Below are 25,590 nucleotides of genomic sequence, written 5' to 3' on the forward strand. Positions count from 1 at the left end.
GTTTGTTGTTTTTTTCTAAAACGAATAAATTGCCCAATAAAATCTTGTCTGTATTGATCTTTCTAATCGCACTGGCAGGATTTAACCTCTACGGATGGCAACACGATTGGTTTGGATCAGCCACTTTGAGGCTACTTTCAAATCTAATTCCATTTAACATAGTGATGCCAATCGGTCCACTTATTTTTTTATATGTAAAGTCTACGCTTAATGATGATTTTAGGTGGCAAAAAAAAGACAAGATTCCTTTTACTTTTGCAATTATAGACCTGGTGTCTCCAATCACAGCCATCATATTTGTATTAGGAGTATTATTTAATGTTATACAAAATAATCCTGGTCCGTGGGGGAGGGTTATAGATGCCTTTAATTTTTATGCAGATATCCCAAGGTGGATATCGATTAGCGTTTATACCCTTTTCTCTTTCAATTTTATTTCTGCTCAAAGAAAGAAAATAAACAATCCGTTGTATACAATACGCATAAAATGGCTTTGGCAGGTTGTGGTTGCTTTTTTAATTTTTCAAATCATTTGGTTAATCTACCTCATTCCCTATTATATACCCGGATTAGCTGATCAAATGCTCGCGTATTTTGGTTGGTATCCCATTTACATTCCACTCGCTGTAATGATTTATTGGCTGGGTCTAAAGGGCTATCTCACATCATTCCAATATCGAATGGTAAAAAAAGAAAAGCAAATTGGGCCAGTAACGGATCTTGATCCTGCCATTGAACAGATTGTATTGCTGTTACGGGAAGCGATGGAGAAAGATAAGATCTTTCTTAATCCCGACCTGGACCTAAAAATGCTATCAACTCATACCAATGTCCCACAGAAGATTATTTCAGAAATCCTTAACCAGTACCTGAATATAAGTTTTTCCGTATTTATCAACCAGTACAGGATCAACGAATTCAAGAGAAAGATACTTCAGCCAGATGCAAAGCGTTTAACATTGGCCGGCGTGGCCTTTGAATGCGGATTTAGTTCTCAAGCTACTTTCCAGCGTTTGTTTAAACAATACACAGGTGAATCCCCTTCTGCTTTTAAAGATAAAGCGCTTGATTCTTCCCTATAGATGGCAGTTAAATAGGGTTATCAAATCCGGATCTGATAACTATTAGAATACTTCTTTCATTCATTTTGATCGAAATTTGGCACCAGTTTATTAAAGTCAAAATTTATGCAGATCAGATCAACCACTATCTTTATTCTTTTGCTATTCATATTTATTGAAGCATTTGGTCAGGAACAATTCCAATCCCTTGAAAAATCCTTGGACAATCTTTTATCAGAGAACTTTAAGCCAGGAGAACCGGGTATTGCTGTCCTGATAGCAAAAAACAAAAAGATTATTTATGAACATACCTATGGCAGTGCAGATATGGAGCTGGATGTGCCTTTACAATCAGATATGGTGTTTAAGATCGGGTCGATCACCAAGCAATTTACTGCGGTTGGAATTTTAAAACTGGCAGAACAGGGTAAAATTTCTTTACAGGATAGTTTGCAGAAATATGTGAAGGAATTTCCTTCAAAAGGACATACAATTACCATTGAACATTTATTGACTCATACCTCCGGTATTAGAGAGTTCACGGCTATCGAGCATCCAACCCCCTATATTGAGAGATCTGAATTTAGTCCACAGATGCTGATTGATCATTTTAAGGGCCAGCCGCTGGAGTTTCAACCGGGTGCAAAATATGCGTACTCAAATTCAGGATATGTGCTGCTGGCCTTTATTATCGAAAAAGTTAGCGGACAGTCTTTCCATCAGTATATTCAAGAACATTTACTCGTCCCGGCAGGATTGCACCATACATATTTTGCAAATGAAAAACTGATTCTCCCAAAACGGGTAAAAGGTTATACAAGAGATAATGGTTTTTATCAAAATTGTGAATATCAGAGTATTTCCATGGCTTATGGATGCGGAGATCTGCTGTCAACAGTTTCTGACCTTTGTAACTGGAACAATGCATTGCTTGATGGAAAGATCATCAATAAGCAAAGTCTTAATATGGCATTTAAGCCCTATCAGCTAAAAAACGGAACACGGAGCAATTATGGATACGGCTGGTTTGTTGATCAAATGCTCGGAAAAAACTGCATTCATCATGAGGGACAGGTGAGTGGTTTTATCGGGCTTGAAAAATACTTTCCAGATGACGATTTATATGTTGCTATATTGACAAATGTTAAATCCGGAGAGGATAAAACAGATTTCAGCGATAACAGGTTTCGCTTGTTTCGCCAGATAGTTGCCATTGCACTTAGTGAACCCCTTAAAAAACAGGTTCAGTTAAGTCAAGAAACACTTGAAAGTTACATAGGTACCTATAAAGTTGACCGTATTTTTAAGAATGATAGCTTAACCTCAGCGGTAAAAGAAAAGGCTATAATCACTATCCGGTTGGGAGATGGGAAATTATATGCAGACCTTTCAAATGGGACAGGTAAAAATATGCTGCTAGTGCCCATTTCGCAGAGCAAATTTTTGTTGCCAGATGTAGAGAGAATAAGGACAACTATCGAATTTAGTACTACAGCTGACCTACATAAAGTACTTTATTGGATACAGGAAAAGAAAAGCATGTGGAAGAAGGTAGAGTAATCTTATTTGGTGATCCGGGTTATTAAAGCTGTTCATTGAATAACTAAATAAGCTTGATACGCACTATTTACACATTTAATTTGCAGGGCTTATAAAATTAGTTACTTTTGCCATCCTATAGCCAAAACGGGGGATTAGCTCAGCTGGCTAGAGCGCTTGCCTGGCAGGCAAGAGGTCAGCGGTTCGACTCCGCTATTCTCCACACTTAAAAGCCTTTCAGTTAATTCTGAAAGGCTTTTTTGTTGAATATGTTTTAATTTAAATCTACAAAAATTAAGTTAATCACCGGCTCTTTCCAGTTTTTCGTACTTATAAACTTGCATTTTGCCACTGGCTTTATAGATACTGTCTTGTTGTTTATCTTTACGATACTCAGTTAAAATAACAAAGTCGGAGCTTACAAAGATCCCGCTCAGGTTTGCTGCAATCTTCCCATCTCTCGAGTAAAACAGTGCAGGTTCATCCTTTTGCACTGGCGCCCTATACAAATCTCTTTTCCACTTATAAAAGTTAGTGTCGTCATCGCTAAATTTATTTTTTTTACAGCCCAGTGCTATAGTTAATAGTAATGCGATCAAAATGTTCTTTGTCATATGAGTTCGTTTCTTGAAATAAATAAATTAAAATGACGCCACCAAATTTGCTATTGTCATTTAACATTTATTAACTGATTAAATTGTTCTGCTTTTGGCTGATGCATATTTTGATGACTAGTGATGTCATGGAAATTGTCACTGAGATAAAAAATCCGTACATAAAGGTAATTTATGTTTACCTCTACTTTTTGCAAATAACGATATTTATGTCTTTCAAATACATCTAAACAAAAGCTAAGATATGAATAGGTTTCCTGCGCATCTTGAAATAAGAAAAAGCCCGATACTAATATTTACTTTTTTATCGCTCGTTCTTTTGATCTGTACATTTTCAGTCTTTGCTCAGTACACCCAGACCAAAAAGCCAAATATCCTTTTTTGCATTGCAGATGATGCTTCTCTTGAACACATCAGTGCATACGGGTTTAATCATACGGCTTGGGTAAAAACACCGACTTTTGATAAAATTGCCCAGCAGGGATTACTGTTTATGAATGCCTACACACCCAATGCTAAATGCTCTCCTTCCAGAGCCTGCATACTTACCGGACGAAATCCCTGGCAACTGGAAGCTGCGGCAAATCACAATTCTTATTTTCCTGCTAAGTTTACCACTTTTATGGAAGCCCTTGGTAAAAATGGATACGATGTCGGGTTTACCGGAAAAGGCTGGACTCCCGGTAATCCTGGTGCCGTTCAGGGTCAGCGCAGACAGTTGACAGGTAAGGAATACAAGGATGTTAAACTAACTCCACCAACTAAGCAAATGGGGGTTACCAACTATCCCGGCAACTTTGAGGCTTTTCTCAAAGAAAGAAATAATGAAAAACCATTTGCTTTTTGGTTTGGCTCATGGGAGCCGCACAGAGATTATGAATATGGCTCAGGAACAGAAAAAGGCAGGAAGAAAATCTCAGATATCAATAAGGTGCCGCCTTTCTGGATTGACAACGACAGCACAAGGAATGATATGCTGGACTATGCTTTTGAGCTGGAATATTTCGACCGCAACCTCCAGAAAATGTTGGATGTTTTAGAGAAAAATGGCGAACTGGAAAACACAATAATCGTTGTTACCTCAGATAACGGTATGCCATTTCCAAGAGTAAAAGGCCACGTGTACGCATATGACAATCATCTGCCGCTGGCGATCATGTGGAAAGGTCATATCGCCAATCCGGGGCGTAAAGTAAACGATTTAGTAAGCTTCATTGATTTCACTCCAACTTTTTTAGAAATAGCTGGATTGACAAATGCTTCTGCTAAGATGGAGCCCGTTCAAGGAAAATCCCTGCTACAACTTATCAAGGCTAAATCATCTGATAAAGCCTCCAGATCAAACGATCATGTGCTGCTGGGGAGAGAACGAACGGATGTCGGACGTCCTCATGACGAAGGCTATCCTGTCAGGGCAATTGTTAAGGGTAATTTCTTTTATGCCCGCAATTATGAGCCCGACCGCTGGCCTTGCGGCGATCCAGAAACGGGATATATGGACACCGATGGGAGCCCTACAAAAACGTCTATTCTAAATGCAAACCGTGCCGGGTTATTTCCAAATATATGGGGTTTGTCTTTTGGTAAGCATCCAGCCGAACTTTTATATGACCTTACAAATGATCCTTATTGCATAAATAACCTGGCTCAACTACCTAAATATCTTAAAATTAAAAATGCTTTGCGCACGCAGATGGAACGAGAGTTGAAACAGCAGCAGGATCCAAGAATGCTGGGAAATGGAAGTATTTTCGATAAATATCCCTACGCTCAACAGCCGGTTTTAAATTATTACGACCGGTTCATGAATGGCGAAAACATTCCCGCAGGCTGGATATTACCCACAGATTTCGAAAAGAAGGGTTTTGTACCTCCGAAATTCTAAGCCGAGCTTTGGTCATCAATCATAATAGGCACCGCTACTGTCTCTGATTATAGGTGATTATTTAATGCCAGCTGTACCGTTGCCTTATTTGGTTTGGAGACTGATATCTTATCTCCATTATTCAATAGCAGCATACCGCCGTCTTCTTTGATCCAGCTTTTAATAAAGAGCCTGTTCACCAGGTGGCTTTGGTGCGTTCTTAAAAAGCCAATAGGGGTTAGGATCTCTGAATATTCTTTCAGAGATCTGGAAACCAATATTTTTTCAGCATTGGAAAGATAGAAAAGCGTGTAGGAGTTGTCGGCTTCGCAACGGATGATATCGGCAACTGATACATACCTGATTTCATGCAGTTGAGGCAAAGCAATTTTAGTAGGTTCTGCTCCTGCGCTTTTTAAATGGTTCAATAAGAAATTCAACTGCTGTGCAGTTTGTTTTGTTGCGATTTTATCTTCGGCTTTGTTGATGGCCAAAACGAGTTCTGATATATCAACAGGCTTCAGTAAATAGTCGACGGCAGCAAACTTAATGGCATCTATTCCATATTCATCATATGCTGTAATGAAGATGACTTCAAAGTCTTTATTGGGGAGCAAACGCAGGAGGTCGAAACCTGTTTGTGCGCCCATCTGTATATCCAAAAGGAGTAAGTCGGGCTGATGTAATTCGATCTGTTGTATAGCCATTTCTACGTTGTTCGCAGAACCGACCAAAGCTAACCGGGGACAATACTTTTTTACAAGAGTACTGAGGTTGTCTATATTCGATTGTTCATCATCAATTATCAATGTCTTCATAGCTACAACCAGTTGTTCAATTTTATAATTACAGTCGTGCCATCAGGCCTGGAGCTTAAGTCCATCGTGATGGGGCATTCGTTGTAAACCTGGTTCAGTAAATCTATTCTTTTTTTGCAAAGTGATAGTCCTAAACCTTCATGAACCTTTTGCGTGTCAAATCCTTTACCGTTATCTTTAATGGATAAGATCAGGTCTTTATCCACAGACTTGAATTCAACCAGCAATGTTCCTTTCTCGCCCAATATCGCCATACTATGTTTAACAGCATTTTCTAAAAAAGGCTGTAATAGCATCGTAGGGATCATCACTTCCAGTGTGTCGGGTTCAAGGTTGGTCCTGATCTCATAGTTGAAATTAAAACGCAATCGTTCCATAGCCAGGTAATCCTCTAATAGCTTATGTTCGTCTTTCAGCGCAATAAGCTGTTTCCCGTCCAGGATGTTCCTGGTCAGCCGCGCAAACTTACTCAGGTAACCATTGGCTTTTTCTACTTCATTTTGATTCATGAGATTTTGTATTCCTGCAAGGGCATTGAATACAAAGTGCGGGTTTAGTTGTGACCGTACACTGCTTAATTCTGATTTGGCAAGTTCAGCCTGACGATTGGCAATCAGGAGTTTTTTCTTGTTGTTTTTCCGGATGATATAAAAAACCAGAGATAGGATAAGAACTAAGATCATAAAACCTGTCGCTACTTGTGCAGTGCTGAAAGTTACCGGCGGGGGTAAAACAGTAAATGTATATTTTACCGGATCTACATCAATAGCGGTCATGCCGTCAGCTCTACCAAGCATAGGGGCGACAATCAATTCATAATCTCCCGGTACATTGAAATGGCTTGCAGGAATAGAATTACGAAGATCACCTCCGGGACCATTATAGCTCCACTCGTTGGAAAAATAGACAATGTTTTCTTTGCCTTTTGATTTGTTTTTTAAGATAACATGGTAAACAAAATCCAAATCTGTTTTTTTCTTGATGAGGTTAATCGCTCGGGTCTTTGAATTTACTACGAACTTGACACCATTTTTTATGTCTATAGTACCATACTCATTTATGTATAACGGGTCGTATCCGTGCGATCGAAGCCGCTTATTGACACGCAGTACATACCATAGGCTTACGTTTGTAAACTTGACTGGTTTGATCTCCTTATTGTAAATGATCAGTGTAGTTACCTTATTTTCTTCAGGCAAGCGGTAGATTTTTATAGTGATTTTCTTATTTTGAATATTGGAAATTCCAAAGTTCATGGTCAGATATCCAGGGTAGTCGCTGCGGTCCGGCCATACAAAATCGACTTTGCTGAGTTTCGCATTAGACTGAACGACCGTCGTATCGTTTTCAAAAATAGAATAGCGATAGTAGCTTAGACTATCTTTTTTTACCTGAGTTGTTACATTAACTGTTGTAGCTTTCTCCAGATAAACCATGGTTCCCAATGAATCATGGGGTATTGGATTAAAGGGAATTATTGATTTAGTATACTTGTCAGTCTTAAGAGAAACGTTTATTTTCGACTGTAGAGAACTAACATAATAGCTCAAAGGCGATCCATACTGATCGACCATAGCATTTTTCTGCTGGGCTTTACTGAAATTTACTAGCAAAGAGAGTAATAAGAGCGTGAGTGTTATTTTCATGAGTTAAGGTTTAAATATAAGGCTAAACCTCCTAATATTTTCTCCCTTTAAAAATCTGCAATTTGCAGCCTAGCATTTTGAGCTAGCAAAGTGATCACTTGAACTTGAATCTGAAATAAAAAGCCCTTCATTTCTGAAGGGCTTTTTAATTTATTTATCTAAAAATCCCTTTAATCCTCTAAAGTAGAAAGATCTACTACAGGTTTAGGGAGATTCATTTTACTAATCGCCGCTTTACACTCATTCACCATTTCCTGTGTCATGGTATAAGTATAATTTCCGTAGTCATCATATTTAAATTCGCCTACATAAAAGAAACCATAGTTTTCAAAGAATGAAGTAAGGTCAACCTTTCCGATTTCACATACGGTTTTTACAAAATTAAGCTGGTGTACCGCCGGGTTTTGTGCATTCAAGCCGAAGTCACCACGACGAGGACCTCCTCTTCTTGCACCTCCTCTGTTTGCATTGGCGGCAGCAGCCTGCTTACGGAATGCTTCAAAAAGATCAGGATAGAATCCAGGATTATTGCCTTTGCCTGTGAAATACAGTTGCAATTGCCAGAATGGAACCAACCTGCTGAATACATCAGGGTCCTGTAAATAGCTCTTGCCTTTGCCATAAATGCTTTCACGCGCCTTTGCATAACCCTTTTGCTCTGAAAGTCTGCTTCGGTTGCCAAAAGATGTAGTTACATATAAAGAGAAGATGTTATTACTTACTTCACCTAAGCCGCCCCAGCTCAGGTAGGGTCTTGTTTGATGAACGTGGCCTACCTCATGACTAAAGCCCCAGCATGGATCTCCTTTAATTACACTTGCAGGATTCACAACCATTCCCATGGCATATCCTTCTTTAGCGCCCATATAAGCTACGCCATCGCCATCTCTAAACATGTAATAGTTATAATTTACCCTGGCCAGTATCCGGTTTTTAGGTACTTTATTGTATTTGATCAGACCTAAAATACGGTGCTGACGATATACTAGAGAATCGTAGTTGCTAATCAATTCTACGCCCTTACCATATGCATACTTTTTGATGGCCTCCACCGGATAAGCGATCTGAATGTGTTTTCCGATGGCATCCACAATAGGATAGACCGCATGATCAACCAGGTTATTCCAGTCTTTGTCGTTGTTTTTAGCAATGTCAAAATATCCATTTACAGCCGCTCCTATAAAATGTACATCTATAGGTTTTTCTTCCTCTGGCTTTTCAGAATAATATCCTATGTAAGCCAATCCGCCAAACTCTTTTACATCAATAATATTTACTCCATTCCGAAGCGCAAAATCCTGCTTTATAATCCCCCATCCCTTAGGATCTTTTGTCGGATCTGTTCCTTCAGGCGCTCTTCTATCCCAATTGGGGACCATCAGCTTTATGTCTTTTCCAGGTTGTATGCCATCTACCAGAACAATATGTTTTCCTATAGGGAGGTAAATGCCGGTAATGTTTTCATACTTGCTGTACCCATCACCTATAGATAGTTGTTCGCCTAAAGTAGTAGGGGATAAAACAGCGTTATAAGTGGCTAGTCTGTAATTTTTATCATATTGACCGGCATAGATTTGTTCTGCAACAGTCCTGATTTTCTCGTCATTTATCTTTTTAAGATCAGCCTTCTTTAAGCCTTTTTTCAATTGAGTGGCCAGAGGGTCTTCAAATACATTCAGCTCTTGATATGCTTGTTTTAATTCGCTGGCAGTCTGTGCTGTTGCATGTCCTAACCATGCGGTAAATAAGAGTAGTAAGTAAAAGTTTTTTTTCATAATTTCTTTTTGTGTTATCAGCCTAAAAATAGTGTAATAAAACGTGATCTAAATGGCCTCTGTGTAATATTCTGGAGACTAAATGATTTACAGAATAGTACCAGTCTACCATACGCCAGGTAATAGGCAGATGGTAGACTGGTGGCAGATTGTTACTTCCAACCCCCGCCTAAATCACGGTATACATGCGTTACCGCAGTCAGCTGGTCTTTTTTGGTTTCTATCAGTTCCAGCTTGGCTTCAAGTGCATCGCGCTGGGTCATCAAAACCTCAAAGTAGTCTGCTCTTGCCGACCTGAAAAGATCATTTGATGCCTCGATCGATTTATTGAGTGCATCCACCTGTTTGGTTTTCAGGTCATAGTTTTTTTCCAGATTGCTGATACTGGAAAGACCTGTTGACACCTCAAGATAAGCGTTGAGAATCGTGCGTTCATAATTGTACATGGCTTGCAGCTGCCTTGCATTCGCACTTTTAAACTCCGCTTTGATCGCATTTCTGTTGATCAGCGGTGCCGCAAGATCTCCTGCAATTGAATACAATAGTGATTCGGGGGTTCTGAACAAATAAGAGGGCTTGAAAGCCTGGAAACCCAGTCCTGCAGAAATGTCAAACGAAGGATAGAATTCTGCACGGGCAACTTTTACATCCAGTTTTGCCGCGGCAAGATCGAGTTCCGCTTGTTTAACGTCCGGACGGTTAGCGAGCAATTGTGAGGGTATACCAGTGTGGACAATCACAGGGCTCAGGCTTAGGAAACCGGTTTTGTCCCTGATTATTTCCTGAGGATAACGTCCCAGAAGCAGGTTGATCCTGTTTTCAGTTTCCCTTATCTTCTGCATGAGCTCAAATTCCAGACTTTGTGATTTGAAGACTTCTGCCTGAAATTTCTGTACAGCGAGTTCTGTAGTTCTGGCAGCTTCCTTCTGAACCTTGACAATATCCATCGCGCTTTTTTGCAGACCTATGTTTTCTTTGACGATGGCCAGCTGGTTGTCGAGTGCCTGTAATTCGTAGTAAGAGTTGGCGACTTCTGCAATCAGGTTGGTGAGCAGGAAGTTTTTACCCTCAACGGTCGAAAGGTACCTCGTCAACGCTGCTTTCTTCGCAGTCCGCAATTTTTTCCAGATGTCGACTTCCCAGTTGGCGTAGGCACCTATGGTAAAATCACCCAGAGGGTCGGGGGTTTCTTTGCCTGGTGCTATTTCTGTAGAAGCATCACCAGCGCCCTGACTGGTATAGCGTCCCACTTTTTCCAATCCTGCGCCGGCTCTTATTCCAACCGTAGGCAATAATGCTCCCTTTTTGATTTGAACCTCGTTTTTTGCGATTTCGAGTTCCTGTAATGTGATTTGCAGTTCCTGGTTGTTCTTTAAGGCTGTGTCGATCAAATTGACCAGGTTTTTGTCTGTAAAGAAGCTGTGCCATTCAACTGCTGAACTGTTTAGGGTGGCTGTACCGAAACCGTAAGATCCGGGTACTGCTTTATTTTGAGCCACAGGAATGATCTGAGGAATCTTGCAGCCTGTTACCGCCAGGCAAAGACCCAGCGGGATGACATATCGATTTATCTTGAATTTATACATTGTGATCGATTTCTTCTGTTAATGGATTTTCTTCTTCATTTTTAACGAGGATTTTTTTCTCTGCTATTTTGCCGAATATGTAGTAGAGTCCCGGGATGATCACTACACCGAATACGGTACCGATGAGCATACCCCCGGCTGCTGCGGACCCGATAGTACGGTTACCAGTTGCGCCTGGCCCTGATGCAAATACTAAGGGTATTAACCCTGCGATAAAGGCAAAGGAAGTCATCAGGATTGGTCTGAAACGTACTGCAGAACCTTCTATGGCCGCTTGAAGTACGGAGTCTCCTGCACGGTGCCGCTGAACAGCAAACTCTACGATCAGTACGGCATTTTTGCCCAGCAATCCGATGAGCATCACCATAGCCACCTGTGCGTAGATATTGTTCTCAAGTCCGCAAAGCTTCAGCAGCAAGAACGCGCCGAAGATACCCGCAGGCAGGGATAAGATCACAGGAAAAGGAAGGAGGAAGCTCTCATACTGAGCAGCCAGGATCAGGTAAACAAACCCCAAACAGATCAGGAAGATGTAAATGGCCTGATTGCCACGAGCCACTTCATCTGCTGAAATACCCGCCCAGTCTATGCCAAATCCGCGTGGCAGTGTGTTCTTGGCTACTTCTGCAACAGCCTGTATCGCTGATCCACTGCTATGTCCCGGTGCTGCGGCACCGCTGATTTCGGCTGCATTGTACATATTATGCCTGGTGATCTCTGAAAGCCCATATACTTTTTCTATTCTCATGAATGCAGAAAACGGCACCATTTCATCTCGATTGTTTTTTACGTATAATTTCAGGATGTCTTCAGGTAGTGCCCGGTATTGCGGGGATGCCTGTACCATCACTTTGTACTGGCGGTCGAACTTAATAAAACTGGTTTCATAATTACTGCCGACCAGGGTAGACAGGGTGTTCATGGCGTTTTCTATAGTGACCCCTTTTTGCTGCGCAATGTCGTTGTCAATTCTCAGCATGTATTGGGGAAAGCTGGCACTGTAAAAAGTAAATACAGACGACAGTTCGGGGCGCTTGCTCAGTTCTTTTACAAAGTCCTTGCTTACTGTCTCCATTTTTTTATAATCACCCGAACCAGCTTTGTCCAGTAATCGCAACTCGAAACCTCCTGCAGCTCCATATCCCGGCACAGCCGGTGGCTGGAAAAACTCGATGGTGGCACCTGTGATGTCTTTTGATTTTTCTTCGAGTTCAGTAATCACTTCCTGTACGGAGTGTTTCCGGTCTTCCCAACTTTTCAGGTTGATGAGACAGGTTCCGGTATTGGCTCCTGTTCCTTCGGTAAGTACTTCGTAACCTGCCAGTGAGGACACGGATTGTACGCCTTCGACGCCTTCAGCGATCTTTTGCAGTTTTTCGGCTACCTGATTTGTCCGTTCGAGCGATGAGCCCGGAGGAGTTTGGATGACTGCGTAAAACATACCCTGATCTTCATTTGGTATAAATCCTGAAGGCAGCGTACTGTTCAGTAATCCGATACCTGCACAAAATGCGAGGAGCATAATGAAGGTAATTGATCTTCTGTTGACAATAAGTTTTAGCAGACTCTGGTATCTGCCTGTCAGGTTGTTGAACCAGTTGTTAAACCCGTCGAGCAACCTGTTTAGCCAGGTTTTCTTTTTGGCTTTTCCATGGTTGTTTTTGAGCATCATGGCGCAAAGTGCGGGAGTGAGTGTCAGCGCTACAATACCTGAAAGCACAATTGAAGTGGCCATGGTAATGGAGAACTGCCTGTAGAAAATGCCTACGGGCCCGGACATGAAAGCTACAGGGATAAATACGGCAGCCATTACAAAGGTAATGGCGATGATGGCACCGCTGATCTCGTGCATCGCTTCTTCTGTTGCTTCAAGCGGAGCCAGGTTCTTTTCTTCCATTTTGGCATGCACGGCCTCAATGACTACAATGGCATTATCTACCACAATACCGATGGCAAGAACGAGTGCAAAGAGCGTGATGAGGTTGAGTGTAATGCCAAAATATTGCATGAACATAAATGTTCCAATCAGGGACACGGGTACGGCAATGGCGGGGATCAGTGTAGAACGCCAGTCACCCAAAAAGAGGAATACAACCAGTCCCACAAGAATAAAGGCTTCTACCAGCGTATGGATTACTTTTTCGATGGAGGCATCCAGGAATTTGGAAACGTCATAGCTGATCTCATAATCCATTCCTTTTGGAAACGAACTTTTTTTGATCTCTTCCATTTTGGTTTTGATGTCCTTAATTACCTGGCTGGCGTTACTTCCGTAGGACTGCTTCACAGTGATTGCTGCAGATGGTTTGCCGTTCAGATTAGAGTACAGGTCGTACATGGAGCTGCCAAATTCTACATCAGCAACGTCTTTCAGGCGAAGAATTTCACCGTTTGGACTTGATTTTACGACAATGTTTTCATAGCCTTCCTTGGTGGTATACCGACCTGGATATTTGAGTACGTATTCAAATGCCTGAGAGCGCTTTCCGGAGCTTTCGCCTGTTTTGCCGGGTGAGGCCTCAAGACTTTGCTGATTGAGCGATTCCAGAACTTCATCTGCGGAAATTTTGTAAGCCAGCATCCGGTCGGGCTTTAACCAGATGCGCATGGCATATTCCCGGTTACCCAGAATATCTGCAACACCAACTCCATCTACACGTTTCAACTCAGACAACACATTAATGTCTGCGAAATTGAAGAGGAATTTCTGATCCATCTTAGGGTCTTTACTGAAGAGGTTGATGTACATCAGCATATTGGATTCTTCCCTGGTGATCTTGACACCTTCACGTACCACAAGAGGCGGTAGTTTATTAACGACTGAGGCCACACGGTTTTGGATGTTGACCGATGCCTGATTCGGGTCCGTACCTAAGTTAAAGATGACTTGTATGGTAGCTTCCCCGTCATTACCGGCATCGGAAGCCATGTATTTCATTCCTGGTACTCCATTGATTGCCCTTTCCAGTGGAATGAGGACGGATTTGGTCATCAACTCGCCATTTGCTCCGGGATATTCCGCGGTGATGTTCACTTTTGGAGGAGAAATGGACGGAAATTGGGTGACTGGCAGCTGCATGATGGCCAGCAATCCCAGAAAAGTGATAATCAGGGAGATTACAATCGACAGGACGGGCCTGTGTATAAATTTATTAAACATTGTTTTTCTGCTTTAAGGATGGTAACACTTATTCTGCTTTTAGCTGCAGTTGGGAAATCACCTCTTTTGGTGCTACAAATTTGTATTCAATCTTGTCATCATCTTTTACTTTTTGAACGCCTTCGAGCAGGATTTTATCATGTTCGGAAATACCGCTCGAAACGATATATAGGTCCGGGATTTTGCTGCCTATCGTGATCTCTCTGGAGTGGACAACGTTGTCCTTCCCGATCACAAATGCATATATTTTATCCTGGATTTCATAGGTTGCTTTTTGAGGGATAATCATTGCATTTTTTAGTGGTACAGACATCCGCACTTTACCGGTTTCTCCATTTTTAAGTAGTTGATCAGGATTTGGAAACTTTGCCCGGAAGGCTATATTGCCGGTTTCACTGTCAAACTCACTTTCTATGGTTTCTACGTCACCTTTGGATTGAAACAACTGGTTGTTGGCCAGCAGGAGGTTTACCTTGTTGCTCCCACGACCGCTCACGTTGGTTTTATAGTCCAGGTATTCTGGTTCTGATACATTGAAATAGGCGAACATCTGGCCATTGTCTGACAGGCTGGTCAGTAGTTCTCCCTCGTCGATCAGACTGCCTAGCTTTTTGGGGATCCGGTCTATAGTTCCGTCAAATGGGGCTCTGATCTCTGTAGCCGACAAGTGAAATTTTGCCAGTGACAACTCTGCTTTAGCTTGATCGAGTTTTGCATTTGCCATAGCCAGCTCGTTTTTTGAGACTACGTTTTTGTCTGCAAGTAATCTGGTATTTTGCAATTCTATCTCTGAAGCTCTGACTTCAGCTGCTGATTTTTGCATTTCTGCTTCGTACATTTTTGGTACAATACGGAAAAGAAGCTGTCCGGCCTTTACGGTCTGGCCTTCGTCTACATAGATGTTTTGAAGAAAGCCTTTTTCCAGTGCCCGGATCTCTATATTTCGCACTGATTTGATCTGGGATACGTAATCTTTGGTGATGGAGGTGTCCAATACCATTGGGCTGGTCACCGTGAAGCTTCCTGCCTCTTCTTTTTCTTCTTTTTTCGATGTACAACTGCTGTGGCACAATACGGCGCACAAACCAGCGAGCATTACAATTCTCTTCATGATATTAAAAAATGTTATTAAATGGTATGAAATGGAATCAAAGATTCCCTTGAGTAAGAAATTCCTTTGAATAGTAATTAAAGGATATATCTTAAAGCGGTCGTCATCTCGAATAAAGAGAGAGATTTCTCATTGTTCGAAATGACGCTAATGATTAGCGTCTGATCACAGTCTAAGAACCCGTTGCAGGATATACTTGTACGAAGAGGTATAGGATAAATGCTTGCAGAATGGCAAGCGATTTTTAAATTGCTGATAGAAATAAACTAAAACAGATGCGTAGGCAAGTGTAATGAAGAACTTGGCTGCCAGCACATATTTTCTGCTAAAAACAAGGTCGTCATTTTCATCTTCCAGGGTTACAAATTCTTCCTTTTGTTCACTAAGATTAGTGTTCTTAACTACTGGAAAACCTGGATTCTCACTGCCCAGCCTCGCAGGCTGCTGTTTCTTAATTTGTTGTGCCGGCGAATATTTATTGCTGTTTTGATGAACTCCAGCACAGGCCGTGTCATTTCCTTTTAGGAGCTGGAAAGAAAGAAATAAAACAAATACAATGACGCCTCGCATATTCGGGCACAAAATTAGTATTAGACACGAAACTTACTAGGCCTTAACATATTTTAACAGTCAGAGTTTTGTCAATAATTTGGGCGTTCCGTCCCACCTGATCTCAAGAGCGCTGAAGGGATTCAGTAGTCATCCATTTTGAAAAGTCTTTCAATTGTTGTTCATGTTCCTTTATCCATTTTCCATTCTCCTCTTTATTCGCAGAAAATGAAATGATGCGTGCGACCAATGGCATAAATTCAGTTTGGGACAATTTATAGAAGTAATCGACATAGAATTACCAAAAAAAGTCTTTATCCTTTTTCTTCTCAGATATTTTCCCTGATTTCGGAAAAGATCATTTTACATGTTAATGAACTGCATTTGTGATGTTTTCGTTATCTGGTCGTAACACTACAATATAAACGAAACAGAAACACAACCCCTACGCAACTATTGAAACGGTTGTGGCCCTACCAACGCTTGAGTGACCCCTGTGTAAGGGTTGCGCAGGGGTTTTATAGAGACGAACGCAGACCGAAGGCAAGCCGTTAGCAGAACAGTCTACTGAGATTTATTAAATCAGGTGTTGGGAAAGCTTAACGATGCCATAACTAAAAGTTTATTTAGCCATGCTTACTTTGCGCCTAATTGTCGAATGCCTTTCCACTTGAGGTTCAGATCGGGGGATAACGAAATGGAACTCCAAAAGGCATAAGATTTTGCATTAAAATATGTAATTTGCAATACAATTCTAAACATGTCAGTTTATAAATCACATTCAGATCAGCAGCTTTTGGATTTGCTCCAGTTGAGCGATCGGACTGCGTTTGATGAAATTTATGACAGACATTGGCCTAAACTTTACCAAAGTACATTTAATGTTTGCAGGGATAGGGAAACTAGCATGGACGTATGTCAGGAGGTTTTCATTTGGTTTTGGGAACATCGTAGCTCTGTTAATATTGTCAGTTCTGTAAAGGGCTATTTGTTTGCCGCTGCCAAATATAAGCTCATCGGCTATATCCGTAAAGGAAAGGTCAAAGAAAATTTCTTCGCAAAAATAGAGACTCTGCCAGAGACTTATACCATTGAAGAAAATCTGGAAGTAAAGGAACTTCAGCACATAATCGAACGCATTACAGGTCAATTGCCGGAAAAATGCAAAGAGATTTTTAAACTGAGCAGAAATGAACACCTCAGTAACAGAGAGATTGCGGAAAAACTGGGGCTTTCTGAAAAGACCGTTGAAAATCAGATTACAATTGCTTTAAAACGCATCAGGAGCTCGCTCAGTCATATGAGCTGCTGGATATCCTTGCTTTAAAAAATATTTACATTTCTTTTGGGGGATAGCCCTTTGTTAAGCGCCTTACTTATAAATAGGGATACTGTTATATGACTAAGGAATCATTTCTTGAACTGTTAGAGAAAGTTGAATCAGGTACTGCTACTTTGGAAGAGGTATCGGCCTACAACCAATTTTACAAACATTTTCAAACGGATAACAATTGGAATTGCGACGAAATGGGGGAGCAGCAGGAGATCGGAAGACTTATGCATGAGCACATATCAAAAGCTATTGCTGCACCCGTGAAGAAGATCAATGTATTTTACTTCGCAAAATATGCAGCTGCGGCAGTTGCTGTAATTACCGTTGCCATAGCCATTTACTTTTTTAATTTAAGAAAGCAGACATTACCTGTTGAATCCAGTACCTCTTTAAGTGCTGTAAAAGATGTTCCGGCGGGAGGAAATAAAGCGATACTGACTTTAGCTAATGGTAAAAAGATATCTCTTACTGATGCTGCTAATGGAAATCTGCTGACCCAATCGGGTATCGCAGTCACAAAGACGGCCGATGGACAGCTCGTATATAAAGCGAGTGGAAAATCGGGTGTGGGCACTGAATCCGAATACAACGTTATTGCGACGCCGAGAGGTGGGCAATATCAAATCTTGTTGTCAGATGGTTCAAAGGTTTGGCTCAATGCCGCATCATCTCTAAGATTTCCTGCTGAATTTACGGGGACTGAGCGTAATGTGGAACTTACAGGGGAGGGCTATTTTGAGATTAGTAAGAATAAGAAAATGCCTTTCAATGTTATTGCTAATGGGACTAAAGTCGCAGTATTGGGAACGCATTTTAATGTAATGGCATATACTGATGCTGGTGGCGTAAAAACAACACTACTTGAAGGTTCTGTGAAGCTAAGCAGTGGTCAGTCTACCGCTTTGCTTGAGCCCGGTCAGCAGGGAGTGGCTAACTCCAGGGGGGCTTTTGATGTGAGTGATGCAGATATTGAATCGGCGGTGGCCTGGAAGAACGGATATTTTATGTTCAACAACTCTGATCTTCAAAATGTGATGAGTCAGCTGTCCAGATGGTACGATGTAGATGTAGTTTTTGAAAATAAGGGAAAGGAACATGAATTTGTTGGGGAAATCAACAGGAATTACAGCCTGGTTAAGGTGTTGAAAATACTGGAACTCAGTGACATCAAGTTTGAATTAAAAGGCAGGACATTAATTGTGAAATAATCAAATATATAACCTCAAAAGAACTGAAATTATGGAAAAATAACTACTTAAAACTCCGCAGGTTATTCCCCTTGTTTGCCGGCAGGCAAACCCATATGATAAAAACAGACCCCGATGGGCGTCGGGGTCTGAATAAATGTCAGGGCTAACCTAAAAATCTTGTTGACAGAAATTTAACCTTTTAACCTTAACTGTACAAAAGTATGAAAATAAACCAATGTGGTAAAATTCCCGCTGTGGGACATTTGCCATGGAAACAAACTATCAGGGTTATGAAACTGACCATTTTCTTATTAACCATAGGCTGTTTACATTTATCTGCTAAAGTTTTTTCGCAGCGGATAAATCTAAATGAAACGAATGCTTCGTTATCATCAGTAATTAAATCAATTGAAAAACAAAGTGGTTACAACTTTTTTTATGACAACCGTTTGGTAAAGCCAGCGGGAAGGGTAACCATTTCCGTGAAAGGTGTAACTCTGGAGCAAGCACTTTTACAGGTGCTTAAAGGTAAGTCACTTACATTCTCCATCGTAGACCAAACCGTAGTATTACAACAACGTCAGGAATCACTGATTAACTCAGTATTTGTCACCTATGACAGAGTAACAGGAAGGGTAACCGATGAAAAAGGGCTGCCGGTAGCTGGTGTTAGTGTAAAGATCAAAAACAAAACCGGAGGTGCAATAACCGATGGTGAAGGGAAATATCAGGTCACAGCCATAAAAGGAGATGTGTTGATATTTACTTATATCGGCTATGCGACTAAAGAGGTAAGTTACACAGGAGAAACTACTATAAATGTTTCTCTAAGTGAAGGTGATATCGCTATGGACGAAGTAGTGGTAACGGCTTACGGTAAAGTTCGAAAAGCAAGTCTGACGGATGCTGTGGAAACGATTAGTGGGGAGAAGTTGGCAGACAGACCTATCCGTACTGTAACAGATGGATTGATCGGACTTGCACCAGGACTGAACATCAGGATGTCAAGTGGTGCTCCTGAGACTAATCCATCAATCAACATTCGTGGGTTTACAGCAATCAACAGCAGCGCCGCGCCATTAATATTGGTGGACGGTGTGGAAAGACCTCTTCAGGATGTTAATCCCAATGATGTAGAAAGCGTTTCCTTGTTAAAAGATGGTGCTGCATCTGTGATCTATGGTTCAAGAGCACCTTATGGTGTATTGCTCATTACTACTAAAAGCGGTAAAGAGGGCAAAGCATCAGTAAACTATTCTTTAAACACAAAAATTGGTCAACTGGTACTTGCGCCTACACAGCCAAATTCGCCAGACTGGGCACGCTATATTAATATCGCTTCAAAAAATGGGCAACCAAATGGAGCGGGTACTGATGGGGTAGATGCGATCACAATAGCAAGAATGGAGGCATGGCTGAAAAAAGACTGGAGTAATCCTGCATTTGATGAGCTGAGAACTCAATTCGGAGATTTGGCGCAGTTGTACATTGAAAACGGACAGTTTCCGAGTGGTAATGCAGGTTTTAAGGGTTGGACCCGTGAGCAGTCATTTGCCACGACTAAGCTTTATGATGAGTATTTTAATAATTATGATATCAGTCAGCAACATAACCTGAACTTTAGCGGGGGCACTGAAAAAATGCGTTATTTCTCCAGCTTCGGATACAACAATACGAAAGGCATGTTAAAAGGAGATCTGAATTATAACAAACGATATAATTTTCAGACCAAATTAGACTACAAGGCTACTGATTGGTTAGATCTGAGGACTGATGTCAATTACGTAAGATTTGGAAATCAAGGGCCAAACTTTTCAGGTGCCGGAGGTACTGTAGCCAATTACGCAAACATCTTCGGTAATATGATGCAGTATTTTGCTACTCCGTTAAAGGTGCCTTCTGGCAACGCATATTCGTGGATATTGGGTGCTGCAGGTATTTTAGGAGAAGGCGGATTGATCCGGAACTCAAGGAATGAAATCGTACTTAATGGTGGGGCGACGATCAGACCTTTTAAATATTTACAAATCAATGCCGACTACTCCAGAAGACAAAGCTATACCGAAAATGCTACCACTACTAAAATCGCTTATACGGAGCTGCCAGATGGCACCAAGATTCAGAATAACCGATCGGCCAATGTGAGCAGTATATCGAAAACCAATGGTGTGCAGGAATTTCAGATGGCAAAACTGAGCGCACAATATAACCGGACATTTGGAGAAGGTCATAATTTCCTTGCTCAATTCGGAGCGCAATCAGAAGAAAACGCTTTTAGGAGTTTAACAGGCAGTCGTACTGATTTGTTCGCTCCTGATGTTATCGAAGCATTGAATGGTGCTTCAGGTAACCCGGCAGCTAATGATGCACTATACGAATGGGCTACGCTAGGATTCTATGGGGTAATCACTTATGATTATATGGAAAAATATATGGTCAAGTTTGCCGGAAGAAGAGATGCAAGTTCACGCTTTGCACCAGACGCACGCTGGGGCCTATTTCCCTCAGTATCGGCAGCCTGGAATGCTGCAAAAGAAAATTTCTGGCCATTGAAGGATCTGATTTCTGATTTTAAGCCTCGTGTATCCTGGTCAACATCGGGAGATTTAACTTCCGTAGGATCAAGTCAATACTATGCTTACTTACCTGTTTTAGGTTTGTCGCTTAATAAAAATACACTTTTAAACGGAGCTTACACAAATGTGGCTACGCCTCCCGGTCTGGTTAGCGCAACACAAACCTGGGCAAAACCAACTGTATTAAACCTGGGATTGGACATCTCTGCACTGAAAAGAAGATTAAACATCAGCTACGAATGGTACCAGCGTACAGTAAAGGATCAGGTAGGGCCTCCTAACCCGCTTCCTCAGGTACTGGGTACAGGTGCGCCAAACTTAAACAACTCAGTTTCGGAAACGCGCGGATATGAGTTTTCTATCGGATGGAATGATCAGGTACGAGTTGCTCAAAAACCATTGGCATATTCATTGAAATTTAACCTTAGCGACTACATTGGTTACGTTACCGAGTATTTTGCAAATAAGACAGGTGAGGTAAGCGGTGTATGGACAAAAGGCGAGCAATTTGGTCAAAACTTTGTGTATGGTTCAGCAGGAATTGCCCAAAATACGGCTGACCTTGCTAAAGGAACTTTATCAGGAACCTATAACTATCCTGGATATCTCCAGTATAAAGATATTAATGGTGATGGTTATATCAATTCAGGAAATGGTGGCTATTGGTATAGCCGTGGTGACCTGATTAAAGATGGTTTTAATTACCCAAGGAGAAGCTTTTCAATACTTCCTACAGTATCCTGGAATAATTTTTCATTCTCAGCTGTTCTGGAAGGTGTGATGCACTGGCGTGTCTACAACAGTACCGAGTGGGTATGGGGTACACGTGCAGGTTCTGATCTGGCTTATTTCTATACCCCAGCATTTGAAGAAAGTACTAAGCTGGGCTATTGGAGTCCAGATAACAAGGATGCTTTCTTCCCTGCTTTCAATACAGGAAGAACGACAGCAACTGATCAGTACTCGCTAAATCTGGCAAACTTAAGGGTTAGAAATGTAACCATAGGGTATGACTTGCCTCAGAATCTGTTGAGCAAGGTTAAGATCAAAAGAGCCAATATCTACCTGAGCGGAGAAAATCTTGGATTTATTTACAATAAATCTTTTATAAAATATGATCCGGAACTGCTGAGTAGTGGTGTAAATGGTTATCCGCCTTTGCGTTACTATTCTCTTGGGGTAAACATTAACTTATAATAATCTATCACTTTATACATAAATATAAACGAGATGAAAGCTTACATTAGTAAACCATGCAGGATCATATTCGCCCTCTTTTTGGTGATGAATCTTGCGGCTTGCAAAAAGAATTTTTTAGACAGAACTCCTCTGGATTCGGTAGCCGCTACGGATTTCTTTAACACTGCATCCGACCTTCAGACGTATGTCAACGGATTCTATAGCCGTCTGGCTCCTCAATATAATACGCAGGGTGGTACGGGTACTACATCCGGAGGAAACAGTAACCTGGCCCTGGATGCGAATACAGATATGATGATCGTACAGACTACTGTTACGGGCAGTTTGTACAGGTGGGATGTTGCCTCGGTAGCGGGCGAAACAAACGGTACCTGGTCCGGCGGTTACAGCAACATCAGATCGGATAACTATTTCCTTCACTACGCCAATCTAAATGCAGAAAAAACAGATGCAGCCAATCACTATATTGGTGAAGGGTACTTCTTCCGTGCATGGGATTATTTCAACTTACTGAAAAACTTCGGTGGTGTACCGATCATTACGGAACTTCTTACCGATGTTGATCTTCAAAAATTATATGCACCCAGAGATTCAAGGTATGATGTGACCAAACAAATCCTCGCCGATCTGGACCTGGCAATTGCAAAGCTGAGCTGGAAAGGTGAAGGTCCTGGAGGAATGGCAGGCAGGTTGAATAAGGAAGCTGCCCTGACGTTAAAAGCAAGAGTAGCACTTTATGAAGGTACCTGGGAATACTATCACAGCAAAAAAGGTAGTCCATATGCAATGACCGGAAAAAATGGCGTGGAATTTTTGGAAATGGTAGAACCCACAGTACAGCAGATCATCACCAGACAAGGGACGAAAATCTTTACTGCGGGTGGGGATAAAACCATTGCATACAACCAGCTATTTGCGCAAAAGGTTGCAAATAGTGTCGACGGTGTGTTTCTTTTCAAGGCATATGATGCTGCACTACTGGCACTCAGTCATAACTTCTTTTTTAAAATTCTGGATTCAGGTCCCTCTATTACCGATCACCTAACAGATATCTATTTAAATAAAGATGGTTCGCAGCAAACAGTCTCTGCTACCAATTACACGACTACGCTAAATCAACTCAGTACTAACCTGGATCCGCGTTTCAGACAAACGGTATGGACACCAGACAGAGGTCCGTTAAATCAACTCGCAGGACGTGGTGGTGATGGTGATCCCTTCAGGTATCCAGTCATTGCTTCGCAGGCCCCATATACCAGTATCGGGTTTACGTCAACAGGATATAGAAACTTTAAAGGTGCCGTATTGGCACAGGAGGCAACAAAAGGGGAGACTGATGATATCCTGATGAGATATGAAGAGAGTCTGCTTTCTTTAGCAGAAGCTAAGGCAATATTGGGTACAATTTCACAATCAGATATTGATAAAACTGTAAATGTGATCAGAAGCCGCGTAGGAATGGTACCATTAAATATGGGCAGTTTACCTGCAGGTACTTATAGAGAGGATCTTGGATTCGATCCGACGGCTTCTGCTGTTCTAAATGAAATCAGGAGAGAGAGAACAGTAGAATTTGCATTGGAAGGATTTCGTCTGGATGACCTTAAAAGATGGGCGGTATACGAAAAAGTAATCAACGGTTACCAGCCAAAAGGTGCTGTATTGCAAGAATTCCTTAATTATTTCAATCGCACTCCTGCACAGGTTGCCCTGGATAATGGTTCTGATGCGACCTTGTACAGCCAGATTAGAAAGGATGGTTATACCAAAAATGAATTCAACCTTGTTAACGGTACTACTGTTGCAGCCTTTCCTAGTGGCAGAATGAATCCATGGTTTAGACAAAATGATTTCAAACCAGGTGGACGTGGACTTTATATCAATCCAGACAGAGATTATTTAAGTGCGATTCCATTGGGACAAATCAAGCTTTATCAGGTATATGGAACAACCTTAAGTCAAAATCCAGGATGGAATTAATTACATGTATTCTTTAAACTTTAAAATTATGAAACATAAAAAGATATTATATAGCCTGTCATTAATCTTCCTGTTGGCATTCTCTTCTTGTCTGAAACCAAGAGTAGAATTGGATGATACTTTGTGGGGCGATAATGCAACAGTCATCGCTGCGGTATTATTTAAATACGATGAAATCAAACAGCAACTTGGATATAATGAAGTGGTAACTGGATATGAAACCAAAGGGGTAACCGCAACTACTACCATAGACAAAGCTAACTCGACGATAACGATGATAGTTGCGAAGACAACGCCAGCAACAGATCTCACGAAGATCGGTATCAGGATTTCTCACTATGCAAAGAAAATTGAGCCTGTAAACGGTGCTCCGGCAGCAGGTATAATTGCTGATTTTTCAAAAGGCCCATTTGTATACAGGCTTTTCTCAGCTGATGGAACTACGCGCGACTGGACGATCAATATTTCGGTAGCACCTTAATTTATTGTTTTACTAAGAGGCTGTCTGAAAAGATACGGTCGTCATCCGACCCTTTTCAGACAGCCTCTTGATTATTTACATACAAGCATGGATACGATAAACAGAAGAAAATTTTTAACAGGAGTACTTGCTACAGGCGTTGTTTTACAAATGCCTAACGCTGTGAAAGCTATGTTCCCGTTGAATGCAAAGGAGGTCAAAGCTGGACTAATTACTGACTTGCATCAGGATGTAATACATAATGGTTCTGAAAGGTTACAAGCATTTCTAAGCCACATGAAAAAAGCCAGTCCAGATTTTATTATGCAAATGGGGGATTTCGCTTACCCTAATGATAAAAATAAAGCACTGATAGACCAATTCAATAATGCACATCCGGTCGCGTTGCATGTCATAGGAAATCATGATACCGATTCCGGGCACACCAAGCAACAGTGCCTTGATTATTGGAAAATGCCGGCAAGATATTATACCAAAGAGATAAATGGGGTATGCTTTATCGTTCTGGATGGTAATGACAAAGGTTCCCCTACGCGTAAGGGAGGGTATGCATCGTATATCAATGACGAGCAAAAGGCCTGGTTGCAAAAGCAGTTGAACGAAATCAATAGGCCAATTGTTATTGTGAGCCATCAGCCATTAGCTGGAGCGCTTGCTGTGGATAATGCTGCGGAAATTCAGGGAATGTTGAGCGCTGCTTCTGATAAAATATTATTGGCTATAAACGGACATACACATATAGATTGTCAGCTTTTTATTAAAGGCATCAATTACGTTCACATCAATTCAGCTTCTTATTTTTGGATGGGTGATAAATATAAACACGATAGCTATTCTGAAGAGATACATAAAGCCTATCCCTGGATAGCATACACCTGCCCTTATCAGGATGCGTTATTTACGACCTTAACCATCAACCCCTCATCCGGTATTATAACTATCGAAGGACGAAAAAGCAATTGGGCAGGCCCATCACCACAACAATTAAACTACGTAGATGCAACCGGCTTAACCGTCGGTAAGGAAATTGTTCCGGTAATCAGCAAGCGCAGGATAGTCAAGGCTTCTAAAATAAAGTAGAATAAATTAGTGATGACATAGCATCAC

Annotated in this window: 18 protein-coding genes and 1 tRNA gene; 10 read left to right on the plus strand and 9 right to left on the minus strand. The window is 41.3% G+C overall.

What is annotated here, in order from left to right; genetic code table 11:
* Window positions 1–29 precede the first annotated feature (29 nt).
* The 3 genes from R2Q78_RS11185 (at window position 30) to R2Q78_RS11195 (ending at window position 2,823) form a co-directional block, all read left to right on the plus strand.
* Window positions 30–1,082 (plus strand): helix-turn-helix domain-containing protein, encoded by a 1,053-nt coding sequence (locus R2Q78_RS11185; protein WP_316791844.1) that lies wholly within the window; start codon window positions 30–32, stop codon window positions 1,080–1,082.
* Window positions 1,083–1,187: 105 nt separating this feature from the next.
* The gene (locus R2Q78_RS11190) at window positions 1,188–2,621 is read left to right on the plus strand and encodes a serine hydrolase domain-containing protein (RefSeq protein WP_316791850.1); all 1,434 of its coding nucleotides are present in this window, start codon (window positions 1,188–1,190) and stop codon (window positions 2,619–2,621) included.
* A 128-nt stretch (window positions 2,622–2,749) separates the two neighbouring features.
* Window positions 2,750–2,823 (plus strand) — tRNA-Ala (locus R2Q78_RS11195).
* 76 nt (window positions 2,824–2,899) lie between these two features.
* Here R2Q78_RS11195 and R2Q78_RS11200 read toward each other — a convergent pair.
* On the minus strand, window positions 2,900–3,214 hold the full coding sequence (locus tag R2Q78_RS11200) for a hypothetical protein (protein ID WP_316791853.1): 315 nt from the start codon (window positions 3,212–3,214) through the stop codon (window positions 2,900–2,902).
* A 244-nt stretch (window positions 3,215–3,458) separates the two neighbouring features.
* Here R2Q78_RS11200 and R2Q78_RS11205 point away from each other — a divergent pair, with 244 nt between their 5' ends.
* Entirely contained in the window at window positions 3,459–5,099 is a 1,641-nt protein-coding gene (locus tag R2Q78_RS11205) for a sulfatase (protein WP_316791855.1), read from the plus strand.
* Window positions 5,100–5,146: 47 nt separating this feature from the next.
* Here R2Q78_RS11205 and R2Q78_RS11210 read toward each other — a convergent pair whose 3' ends face one another.
* The 8 genes from R2Q78_RS11210 to R2Q78_RS11245 form a co-directional block, all read right to left on the minus strand.
* Entirely contained in the window at window positions 5,147–5,896 is a 750-nt protein-coding gene (locus tag R2Q78_RS11210) for a LytTR family DNA-binding domain-containing protein (RefSeq protein ID WP_316791857.1), read from the minus strand.
* A gap of 2 nt (window positions 5,897–5,898) precedes the next feature.
* The gene (locus R2Q78_RS11215) at window positions 5,899–7,542 is read right to left on the minus strand and encodes a sensor histidine kinase (protein ID WP_316791859.1); all 1,644 of its coding nucleotides are present in this window, start codon (window positions 7,540–7,542) and stop codon (window positions 5,899–5,901) included.
* A gap of 170 nt (window positions 7,543–7,712) precedes the next feature.
* Complete coding sequence (locus tag R2Q78_RS11220; protein WP_316791863.1) at window positions 7,713–9,317, minus strand: M60 family metallopeptidase; 1,605 nt, start codon at window positions 9,315–9,317, stop codon at window positions 7,713–7,715.
* Window positions 9,318–9,469: 152 nt separating this feature from the next.
* Window positions 9,470–10,903 (minus strand): TolC family protein, encoded by a 1,434-nt coding sequence (locus tag R2Q78_RS11225; RefSeq protein ID WP_316791864.1) that lies wholly within the window; start codon window positions 10,901–10,903, stop codon window positions 9,470–9,472.
* On the minus strand, window positions 10,896–14,063 hold the full coding sequence (locus R2Q78_RS11230; RefSeq protein ID WP_316791866.1) for an efflux RND transporter permease subunit: 3,168 nt from the start codon (window positions 14,061–14,063) through the stop codon (window positions 10,896–10,898). Before R2Q78_RS11230 ends, R2Q78_RS11225 begins: the two co-directional genes overlap by 8 nt.
* 28 nt (window positions 14,064–14,091) lie before the next feature.
* Complete coding sequence (locus R2Q78_RS11235) at window positions 14,092–15,174, minus strand: efflux RND transporter periplasmic adaptor subunit (RefSeq protein WP_316791868.1); 1,083 nt, start codon at window positions 15,172–15,174, stop codon at window positions 14,092–14,094.
* A 165-nt stretch (window positions 15,175–15,339) separates the two neighbouring features.
* Window positions 15,340–15,744 carry a hypothetical protein gene (locus tag R2Q78_RS11240; protein ID WP_316791870.1) on the minus strand — a complete coding sequence of 135 codons (405 nt, stop codon included), beginning with the start codon at window positions 15,742–15,744 and terminating at the stop codon, window positions 15,340–15,342.
* A gap of 103 nt (window positions 15,745–15,847) precedes the next feature.
* Entirely contained in the window at window positions 15,848–15,979 is a 132-nt protein-coding gene (locus R2Q78_RS11245) for a hypothetical protein (RefSeq protein ID WP_316791872.1), read from the minus strand.
* Window positions 15,980–16,483: 504 nt separating this feature from the next.
* On the opposite strand from R2Q78_RS11245, the gene R2Q78_RS11250 reads away from it, so the two are divergent.
* The 6 genes from R2Q78_RS11250 (at window position 16,484) to R2Q78_RS11275 (ending at window position 25,563) form a co-directional block, all read left to right on the plus strand.
* Window positions 16,484–17,050, plus strand: a complete 567-nt coding sequence (locus R2Q78_RS11250; protein ID WP_316791874.1) for an RNA polymerase sigma-70 factor — start codon at window positions 16,484–16,486, stop codon at window positions 17,048–17,050.
* A 71-nt stretch (window positions 17,051–17,121) separates the two neighbouring features.
* On the plus strand, window positions 17,122–18,264 hold the full coding sequence (locus R2Q78_RS11255) for a FecR family protein (RefSeq protein WP_316791877.1): 1,143 nt from the start codon (window positions 17,122–17,124) through the stop codon (window positions 18,262–18,264).
* Between the two features lie 203 nt (window positions 18,265–18,467).
* On the plus strand, window positions 18,468–22,019 hold the full coding sequence (locus R2Q78_RS11260; protein ID WP_316791879.1) for a SusC/RagA family TonB-linked outer membrane protein: 3,552 nt from the start codon (window positions 18,468–18,470) through the stop codon (window positions 22,017–22,019).
* A gap of 33 nt (window positions 22,020–22,052) precedes the next feature.
* Window positions 22,053–24,002 carry a RagB/SusD family nutrient uptake outer membrane protein gene (locus tag R2Q78_RS11265; protein WP_316791881.1) on the plus strand — a complete coding sequence of 650 codons (1,950 nt, stop codon included), beginning with the start codon at window positions 22,053–22,055 and terminating at the stop codon, window positions 24,000–24,002.
* A gap of 28 nt (window positions 24,003–24,030) precedes the next feature.
* Window positions 24,031–24,483: a DUF5018-related domain-containing protein gene (locus tag R2Q78_RS11270; protein ID WP_316791883.1), complete on the plus strand. Its 453-nt coding sequence runs from the start codon at window positions 24,031–24,033 to the stop codon at window positions 24,481–24,483.
* A gap of 87 nt (window positions 24,484–24,570) precedes the next feature.
* Window positions 24,571–25,563, plus strand: a complete 993-nt coding sequence (locus R2Q78_RS11275; protein WP_316791885.1) for a metallophosphoesterase family protein — start codon at window positions 24,571–24,573, stop codon at window positions 25,561–25,563.
* Window positions 25,564–25,590: the final 27 nt, after the last annotated feature.

The organism is Pedobacter frigoris (genome assembly GCF_032678645.1).
GTDB lineage: Bacteria > Bacteroidota > Bacteroidia > Sphingobacteriales > Sphingobacteriaceae > Pedobacter > Pedobacter frigoris_A.